The organism is Paenibacillus sp. MDMC362 (genome assembly GCF_003269305.1).
Taxonomy (GTDB): domain Bacteria; phylum Bacillota; class Bacilli; order Paenibacillales; family Paenibacillaceae; genus Paenibacillus_AQ.
In genome coordinates this window covers 50,078-59,222 of sequence record NZ_QLYT01000037.1, presented here as the reverse complement: position 1 = coordinate 59,222, position 9,145 = coordinate 50,078, and the positions used below count along the sequence as shown (strand labels likewise).

The 9,145-nt window shown below is 45.9% G+C and carries 7 protein-coding genes; 6 read left to right on the top strand and 1 reads right to left on the bottom strand.

Annotated features, from left to right (window positions below; genetic code table 11):
* The first annotated feature begins 174 nt into the window (after nt 1-174).
* The gene (locus tag DP091_RS31940; RefSeq protein WP_258394615.1) at nt 175-375 is read left to right on the top strand and encodes a hypothetical protein; all 201 of its coding nucleotides are present in this window, start codon (nt 175-177) and stop codon (nt 373-375) included.
* A gap of 203 nt (nt 376-578) precedes the next feature.
* On the opposite strand, the gene DP091_RS19050 is transcribed toward DP091_RS31940, so the two are convergent.
* Nucleotides 579-935, bottom strand: coding sequence for an MmcQ/YjbR family DNA-binding protein (locus DP091_RS19050; protein WP_113059778.1), 357 nt, complete (start codon nt 933-935; stop codon nt 579-581).
* Nucleotides 936-1,671: 736 nt separating this feature from the next.
* On the opposite strand from DP091_RS19050, the gene DP091_RS19045 reads away from it, so the two are divergent.
* The 5 genes from DP091_RS19045 (at nt 1,672) to DP091_RS19025 (ending at nt 9,039) form a co-directional block, all read left to right on the top strand.
* Complete coding sequence (locus DP091_RS19045; RefSeq protein ID WP_113059777.1) at nt 1,672-2,460, top strand: ABC transporter ATP-binding protein; 789 nt, start codon at nt 1,672-1,674, stop codon at nt 2,458-2,460.
* A complete protein-coding gene (locus tag DP091_RS19040; RefSeq protein WP_181469866.1) occupies nt 2,387-4,075 on the top strand; it encodes a hypothetical protein in 1,689 nt (562 codons plus the stop codon). Before DP091_RS19045 ends, DP091_RS19040 begins: the two co-directional genes overlap by 74 nt.
* A 576-nt stretch (nt 4,076-4,651) precedes the next feature.
* Complete coding sequence (locus DP091_RS32380; RefSeq protein WP_113059775.1) at nt 4,652-4,747, top strand: IS3 family transposase; 96 nt, start codon at nt 4,652-4,654, stop codon at nt 4,745-4,747.
* Nucleotides 4,748-5,248: 501 nt separating this feature from the next.
* On the top strand, nt 5,249-5,572 hold the full coding sequence (locus tag DP091_RS32375) for a DUF2992 family protein (protein ID WP_113059774.1): 324 nt from the start codon (nt 5,249-5,251) through the stop codon (nt 5,570-5,572).
* Nucleotides 5,573-6,117: 545 nt separating this feature from the next.
* Nucleotides 6,118-9,039, top strand: coding sequence for a glycoside hydrolase family 3 protein (locus DP091_RS19025; RefSeq protein WP_113059773.1), 2,922 nt, complete (start codon nt 6,118-6,120; stop codon nt 9,037-9,039).
* Nucleotides 9,040-9,145: the final 106 nt, after the last annotated feature.

The following is a 9,145-nucleotide window of genomic DNA, read 5'->3' as shown; positions in this document are numbered from 1 at the left end:
ATATTGACATTTATTAGTCCTTCTACAGACTACGCAGACTATGCTATTGAGTAATAATAGATGAAATTGAAAATTTAAATGCATAAAAAATTTTTACTGTCGGAGTGTAATGGAGTAAGGAGCGACGGTGTAACGACCGGTTTGAAAGGAGGTTTACTATGAATAACAAGGAGCTTGCTCTTATTTAGTCAATTAGGGAAAACCAAGTTAGATTATATCCATATTACCGAATATCAAGCTTGGAAACCTGCCTTTTCTAATGGTGAATCACTCGTTTGCCTGGCCAAAAAATTTTCTGGTATTCCAGTTATTGCAAATGGACAGCTTGAGGATCCGAAGAGGGCTTCTGATATTATTATGATTAAATCAGGCTGATTTCGTTTCATTAGGAAAAGGTGCCCTTGCTAATCATGACTGGGTTAATAAAGTACAACGTGGTGAGGCAATAAAAGAACTGGTTCAAGATAGAGTTTTGAGACCTGATGCGACTATCAAGGATTTTGAAATAGATTCCTAATAAACAATAGTAGCTAAGAATCTAAAAAAATCCTTAGCTACTAACTGTAAATGTTTGTTTTTTAATTATCTTTTGTCAATCTATAGCTATTATCAAGCAACTCCAATATTTTTTTCTTAGTTTGGATATTTAGTACTATTGTAATCCAATGTTCTTTGTTCATGTGGTATGCAGGTAGGAATCCTTCTTCTTTTTGCAGGGATCCAACTAACTCAGGTTCACACTTTAAATCCAAGATATCTAATTTTCCTTCTCCATCTAAATTAAGTTTGTTTTTCTCTACATTCATAACCAATCCATACCATTTTTCATTTTTGTCGTGACGGAGGACTGCATAATCGGGGAGATTATCCCACGGATAGTCGGGTAGTGTATTGTATTTTTCTTTAACATATTTGAAGATTTCTTCTCTTTTCATATTTTCATTCCTTTCTATTAAAGCAAAAAATTGAGTTGACTCATTTAAATACAATGACTAGTCAATTAGCATATAACTTAATGAATTATTACCACTAACAACAATTTATAACCACGGAATAAACTCTAAAAAATACTAGGTTTAAACTCTTAAATTGAAATACAGTATTGTAATACCTAGATACATGAATCAGTTACAATAGCGAGATGATGAAATATTGAAACTCTACAGAGACAGACATGGTTATTGGCTTTAAGTTAGATTGTCGTCTCATTGAGCTAACGGGCATGCTAATGAAATGTCGAGGGACAAGAACATATTCCCATTGAAAGTCGCTATTTAGCGGCTTTTTTAATTTATCGGTACAAGTTCTTGTCCCGAGCCAAGGACAAGAACTTGTACCGATTGCCGGAATGGACAAGAACATAGTCCGATTGCCGATTAGATGAGCATACAACTGATGTAAAAGAAAAATACTTATCAAATTACATATTGGTCGTGTCCGAACACATATTTTCGGATTTACTTCTATATCCTCACGATTCATCTTGATTTGAACATCTTCCAAATCAGCTGAAATCAATTAGGAAATTGCAATAACCTAAAGACAGAACAGTTTTAATAGTTTGTTACAACCACCTTCATAAAAATATTTGATATATTTTGATGTGTTAAAGGTAATTAGTTCATAATTTGATAACCGATCGAAAGATGGGATAGATGAGGGGAGAAGTTGATGGAACTAATTCTGCAAGACCTGAGGAAAAGTTATGGTAAAAAGCAAGTGTTGGCCGGCGGGAGCTTTCGTTTTGAGCAGGGAAAGATATATGGGCTGCTTGGGCGAAACGGGGCCGGAAAGACGACATTGTTCAATTGTTTAAGTAGGGAGATACAGGCAGATAGCGGCAGTATAAAGTTAATGGATCGTACGTCGGAGCGCGATTTGAAAGAGGACGATGTTGGGTATGTGTACTCGCTGCCAATCTTGCCAGAGTTTTTAACAGGGTATGAGTTTATTCGCTTCTTTATCGATGTTAATGAGAATGTAATTACAAGACGGGGCGAAGATGTGGATGGGCTGTTCGATATGATGCTCATTGCGAAGGATGACCGGCATAAGCTGCTCAAGCATTATTCGCACGGCATGAAAAATAAGATCCAGATGCTGCTTTTTCTGTTGATGAAACCTCCGGTGATTTTGCTGGATGAACCGCTGACATCGTTCGATGTCATTATTGCTCTGGAAATGAAGCAATTACTTCGAGAGATGAAATCGGATCATATACTGATTTTCTCTACACATATTTTACAACTTGCGGCAGACTTGTGTGATGAATTGGTAGTCCTACATGATGGCAAGTTGTCACGGGTTTCAGCCGATCTCCTGGGTCGCCCGGATTTCGAGCAGCAGGTGATTGAACTGTTGCAGAGCGATGCCGAAGGCGAAGCTGGTGCTGCTGGAAACGGATTGGGGCAATGCCAAGATGGAACTCAGAAGGAGAAATCCGATGCTGGGCGTGTTTAATACGATTACCCGCATGTGGCAATTACAGATTGCAACGTTGGCGAACCGCATCATATTTTATACCCAGCGTTTGCCATGGCTTAAGGGTTTAATCAGTGAGCAGGCGTATGCCGCTGTACGGGCGAAGCGAACAGCCGGCGCAGTGGCGGTTGTGTTGAGGATTATTGCCGGTTTGCTGGAAAGCTTATTATACTTCGGGGTAATGATTGCGCTGCCCGTGGTCTTGTGGGCGGACGAAAGGGAGGCTGGAGAACGGCTCCAACTGTTTATGCATATGTATTTTTGCATCAGTGTATTGATGGCAGGGATAACGAGTGCGAAAATAATGGAAACAAACGAAGTGAAGTATACTGCAGTCCGACTCATGCGTATCGCGCCGACACGATTCATGCGGGCCGTGCTCGTTTACCGATACACGACTTTCTTTTTATATCAATGGATTGCACTAACAGTGATCGCGGGCATTTTTGGTATTTCGGCACTACAGGCGCTGATGCTGGTCGTTACTGTGACGATGTGGCGTGTGGGATCCGAATGGTTGCATTTGATCATGTTCCGACAGAGTAATATAGTGCTGGTGAAGAAGACGGGAATTATTGTGCTGGTGATGCTGCTAACACTGGCTGCAGCCTACTTGCCGTTGACGACAGTAGATGGAGTTCCGTTGTTCGGTGCTATGGCGTTTGGCCAGCCGTTGCTCATAGCGCTGTTGTTGTTTTTTGGCGTTTTCTCCGGCTATGTCCTGCTGAAGCAAACAGATTTTACGGCTGAGGTTCGCACGGTAACAAATCACGATGATCCGCTATTGAATATGGAACAAATGATGGCTGATGTCCAGCGAAAAGCGGTACAGGTAAATGAGAGGGACTACAGGGAGAACTCTTCGCCACCATACAGTTCAAAGGAAGGAGCAGGTCGCAAAAAAGGCTATGCTTACATGCATGAGCTTTTTATTGCACGACATAACAGTCTAATTCGCGCCCCGCTTCGAAAGCGTTTGGCAGCCATAATGGTGATTGGCGTTATGCTGGTATCTTCGGCGCTGTTATTTGCTGCTGATCATTTGGATGTCAATTCGCTCGAACGATTTCTTCCTTTATTAATTTTAGCGATGTTTCATTTGACGACGGGAATGCATTTGTGCAAGGTGTTGTTTTACCATTGCGATATAACACTGATGCGTTATCACTTCTATCGCAAGAATGCGGTGCAACATTTTCGTTTGCGGCTTGGATGGATGTTGGGGATGAATGTACGAATTGGCGCGGCTTTAGCGACTGTGCTAAGTGTGTTCGTAATGATTTTGTCTGAGGGAGAAGTTCATAGTATAATGCTACCGATCTGGCTGTTGACGCTAACTTTGGCCGTTTTCTTTACGGTGCATCATTTGCTGCTGTACTATCTGCTTCAGCCATATTCAACGGAACTGAATACGAAGAACCCTTTGTTCACTTTGCTGAACAGTCTGATTTCGGTATGCTTTATTGTGGCGATGCTGTTACGCTTAACACCCTGGACGCTGGCTAGTGTCGTTACTACATTGTCTCTTGCGTATTTGTTTAGTGCACTGCCGCTTGTCTCGAAGTTTGCTGAAAGCAGGTTTAGTGTGAAATAAGCTGAAGTCTGACATCAGATTATGCATTGGCATGGCGACAAGGATATGTAAATTGACTTACAGTACTGGTAGGCAAATCATTAGAAAAATTCTATCGTCAAACGGATCGCTCCATGCTGTGATCTGGAAGCAGGTTCTAAAAATCACTATAAAAAATAAGCTGACTTAAAACGTTAATTATAATAAGTTAGCTATTCCGGTGAAGAAGAGAGGCATTGAAATGAGATTGGATGGCATTCCAGTAAAAAAAGTCATGGACCAACTGAACATACGAAATAAGACACAAGTAAGACCTGGATGAAATGGTTATCGCAGTGGCCAGTGGAACCGGTTGGATCAGGCTGTCGGTAAACAATATAGCTACGGTAAAGGGCCTGAATATACATCAGAAGCAACAATTAAAACTGCTAAAAAAGTTCGCGGAAATGGAAAGGAGGTGTCGCCAAAGACTGTAGTGGAGTGGATGGAGTCCGTTCGAGGGGAAGTCAGTGTACTCAAGCGTGTGCATAGATCGGGATTTCTCGCTCCACTTACTATCGCTGGAAAGCCACCTACGGAAGCCCATATAAAGATCACATGGTAGAGAAGATTCGTGAGCTCTGTAGTCAGCATAAATTTCGTTACGGATGTCGGAAGATCACGGCACTGCTTCGGATGGAACGCAAGATTTGAAATGATAAAAGAGAGAGCAAAATAAATTCACATGGTTTGTGACACAAATGTCGAGGGACAAGAACATGGTCACATTGAAAGTCGCTATTAAAGCGGCTTTTTTGTTTTATAGATACAAGTTCTTGTCCCGAGTCGAGGACAAGAACTTGTAAAGTTTACCGAAAAGGACAAGAACATGAGCCGATTACCGATTAGATAAGTATCTAACTATGTTTCCATGCAATTCATTAAGCTAACTGGCAGGTTAGTAGAGCGGTTTAACAATTGTAAAAATATGTGATATAACCTTATAGGAGTGTAAAAACACAGATCGGTTAGTAGTCCGGTCGCACAGGGTTAGCCCTCGTGTCAGTGACCTTTCCCCCTCGGGATGTCCATCACACCAGTATAAAACAGAGGGGGAGTAAGTGTGTAGCTTACCGTATTGTTTGATAAAATTGTAAATACTGGATCGGTGTGATTGGGTAGGAGGAGCAGGGACGTCTAAAAGCTTGTCGTTATATTTTTGGTAACGAACCGAAGGATTCGGAGGTATTAGAGTTCGTTAACGAGAAAATGATGGAATTAATGAGCCTCACGAAGGTAGGGACGAATGCTAAACGAAGTAAAATCACACGAGTAAATCCGAAAAAACTAGCTCGCCAGGCGTCTAAGGAGATTGCCCAGAGAGGTTTAAATAACCATGCTCAGGAGGCAATAAAGCTGAACCTCGAGTCTAGGAAACTCCAACGAAAAGTGCATGATCGACAACAAATTCTTGAAGAGAATGAAAGAAAATATCAACTTAGGGTTCAAAAAGCTAAGAAGAAGCACAGGGGCAAATAGTCAAGAAACTAACGAGCGTCTCAGAGGAAGCACGTCTTTATAGACTTGCTTCTTTTTTATTGCGCGGCTTTAAGCTCCGACTTTAAATCAACTTTTCTTCTTTTCATTGGGATGTGATCACCTCCTTCCCTAGGTATCGAACGATCATGAAAATTGAAAAAATCTGAATTCGCTATATCCCAATAAATCGTAAGTTGTATTACAAAAATAATATCCGTGTTCCGTGGACTGCTAGAATATTCTTATTCCATGGCTATTCTGTTTACTTCGTTTTTTAAACTCTTTTCTTAATGTTCCACAGCTTAAACTGTACAGAAGTGAATCAGACGGTTAGTGCTACATGCCATAAATCACCAGTATAGATCTGAACTGAGTTCTCGAAAAGATTTGTCCATATAATGCTATTATAAGACCGGAAAATCGAGGTATTCTTGTCGGTCTTGAACTACAATAAAAGATGAATAATTTAAGCAGAAGTTACACTTTATGAAATCGAAGGGGTATTCACTTCCCATCAACGAAGGATTTCCGAGGAGCGTGAGAAAATGACAATCGAAAAGAACTGCCTTTATCAAGACTTCAATGCGCCTCTCGAGGACCGCGTAAACGACTTGATTGCCCAACTGACACTGGACGAGAAAATTGGGCTTATACCGCAATACCAGATCGCAATAGAGCGTCTGGGCATACAGGCATACAAGCATGGCACAGAGGCGGCACATGGCATGGCATGGCTCGGGGAAGCGACCAGCTATCCTCAGCCGATCGGTCTTGCTTGTACATGGGATATCGAGCTGCTTAAGAGAATCGGCGGCGCGATTGGTGACGAAGCTCGCGGCTTTTACAAGCGGGATCCGAATTTTAACGGCTTGACGCTGTGGGCGCCGACGGTCGACTTGGAGCGGGACCCACGGTGGGGCCGGACGGAAGAAGCGTATGGCGAGGATCCGGTTTTGGCCGGCAAACTAGCCGCTGCGCTCACGCAAGGCATTCAGGGGGACCATCCTTTTTACTTAAAGGCCGTTGCCACGCTAAAGCATTTTATCGGCAACAACAATGAAGCGGGAAGAGGCGATACATCGGTCAGCCTTGATCCACGAAACCTGCGCGAATATTACTTGAAGGCATTCGAGATCCCATTCAAAGAAGGCGGGGCCCAGTCGATGATGACGGCATACAATGCGATCAACGGAGTGCCGGCGAATCTCAGTGAGCTCGTGATCGATATCGTTAAACGCGAATGGGGAATGAACGGCTTTGTCGTTAGCGATGCTTTCGACGTAACGGGCACGATGCGGGATCATCATTACGTAGAGACGCTGAAGGAAGCGGTGGCCCGGTCGATCCGGGAAGGTGGAATCGACAGTATTACGGACGAAGCGGCAGTTGTGACGGAGGCGATCCGCGAAGCGTTGAAGGACGGGCTGTTGACAGAAAATGATCTGGATACCGCTCTTCGGAACACGTTCCGCGTTCGTTTCCGGCTTGGGGAGTTCGACCCGTCGGAACGGAATCCGTATGCCGCGATCGACGATTCGGCGATCCTCCATCCAAAGCACGCGGAGCTCGCGAGGGAGGCTGCGCAAAAAGCTGTCGTGCTGCTCAAGAACGACGGGCAGACGCTGCCGCTGCAAGCTGACAAGCTGAGCAAGGTTGCCGTCATAGGCCCGCTTGCCGATGTCGTTTATCGCGATTGGTACAGCGGCTCATTGCCTTACGCGGTTACCCCGCTGCAGGGAATTCGCGAGAGATTGGCGGCGGAGGGAACAGGCGCCGAAACGTCGTACTCCGCCGGTACGGATCGCGTGCGCATGAAGACTGTACGCAGCGGACGGTATGTTCGGCTCAGCGACGATTCAAAGGCTCCTCTCGCCGCGCGTGCGGAGAGGCCCGAAGAAGGCGACATTTTCGAGGTATCGGACTGGGGCTGGGGCAGCCATACATTAATTGCGTTGCGCAATAGCCTCTATGTGACAACGGATGATAAGAATTTGCAAGCGTCGGCTCATCGGATTTGGGAGTGGTTTACAAAGGAAGTTTTCCAGATACGACCTGTAGACCAGGACAGTTCGCTAGTTACCGTCTCGACTTGGAACGGAACGCCTGTAACGGTTGATGACAGGACAGGCGTACTGCTCGTCGGTGACGGTCGAGCGGCAGAGACCACGAACGAAATTAACGTCGGAGGCGCTGCGGAGGCGGGGAGCCCGGTTGCTGGAACGCATGCGGACACGTTCGAGTTTGAATGCGTGTCGAGCGGCGTGGACGCGGCTGTCGAATCGGCTCGCGGCGCAGATGTGGCGATCGTGTTTGTCGGCAATCATCCGCTGATCAACGGCAAAGAGACGATGGATCGGCCCGACATCACGCTGGCGGAATCGCAGGAAAAGCTGGCGCTTGCGGTTATGGAGGAGAACCCGAACACGATTGTTGTGGTCGTCGGCAGTTACCCGTTCGCCTTGAACACTTTGCAGGAGAAGGCGAAGGCGATTATCTACACGTCCCATGCGGGCCAGGAGCTCGGACGTGCTTTGGCGGACGTGCTGTTCGGCCATGTCAATCCCGCAGGCCGATTGAACATGACGTGGTACAAGTCCGTCGATCAGCTACCGCCATTCATGGATTACGACATCATTCGTGGCAGCCGAACGTATCAATATTTCGAAGGCAAACCGCTGTATCCATTCGGGCACGGACTTTCGTACAGCGACTTCCGTTACGAAGCCCTGCAGCTGTCGCCGAACTGCGCCGAGGCCGGGACAGACATGGCAGTCCAGGTTGCTTGCCGTGTGACGAACATAAGCGACTGTGAGGGTGAAGAGGTCGTACAGCTTTATGTTCGTGCAGACAAATCCCGCGTCAAGCGTCCACGCCTTCAGCTGGCGGACTTCAAACGAATCGCCTTGGCTCCGGGAGAGTCTGCAGAGGTGACGTTCCAACTGCAGCTCGAATCGCTGGCCATCTGGGATGTAACGCGTGACCGATTCTGCCTAGAAAGCGGAACGTATACAATCATGCTTGGCGCTTCATCCGCCGATTTACGGCTTGAAGGCCGCCTTACAGTTGCCGGGGAAACGATTCCGCCGCGCGATCTTAAGAGAGTGACGCGGGCCGCAAACTACGATGCGTATCAAGGCATTCATCTCGGTGAATGCATCGAAGGCGGAAGCGCCACAGCCGTAAACGGCGATAAGGGCTGGCTTGCATTCCATGATGCAGAGCTCGGTGCAGGAATCTCCGCGGTCGAGCTGCGGGCAGCCGCCACTATGGATGCTGTGGTTGAAGTTCGGTTGGATGGACCGGACGGTCCAATCGCAGGTAAATGCAAGATTCCGGCTTGCGGAGAAAAGGACTGGCAGAGCCTCACTTGCGGGCTGACAGGCGCCTCCGGCAGGCGCGACGTATACTTCATCTTGGATGGTCCCGTGTCTCTCTCAAGGTTTAGGATGATGGCCGAAAAAACATAAATAAACTCCGTATTCTTTAGCAACACATTTTAAGGAGTATGGGCGATGAATAGTGGTCAGCTTCAAAAAAACTTGCCTTATGGAACATACATTTAAACTAAATATT